We start from the raw sequence: 203 nt of genomic DNA, 5'->3' as shown, positions 1-203 counted from the left end.
CCGCGTACGACACCTCAACACCGTCGGCGACCACCGCCACCGCATCCGGAGCACGCACCACCTGCGCCTCGAACCCGGCCACCACCGAACCCGAAGGCAGCTCCGCCGCAGTGTCGTTCCACTCCACCAGAACCCGGTGCTGCTCGTCCTCGTCCGCGACCTCCACATCACCCAGCCGCAGCCGCGGATCAAGGACCACCGCC

General features: G+C 70.0%; 1 protein-coding gene. It reads right to left on the bottom strand.

Annotated elements, in window-relative coordinates; all coding sequences use genetic code 11:
• Positions 1 to 203 (bottom strand): hypothetical protein (locus tag IH50_RS38585; RefSeq protein ID WP_037873801.1); only part of this gene is annotated, 203 nt, incomplete at both ends.

It is taken from the genome of Streptomyces sp. NRRL S-37, assembly GCF_000721605.1.
In the GTDB taxonomy this organism is placed as follows: domain Bacteria; phylum Actinomycetota; class Actinomycetes; order Streptomycetales; family Streptomycetaceae; genus Streptomyces.
This window is presented reverse-complemented; position numbering and strand designations above follow the sequence as displayed.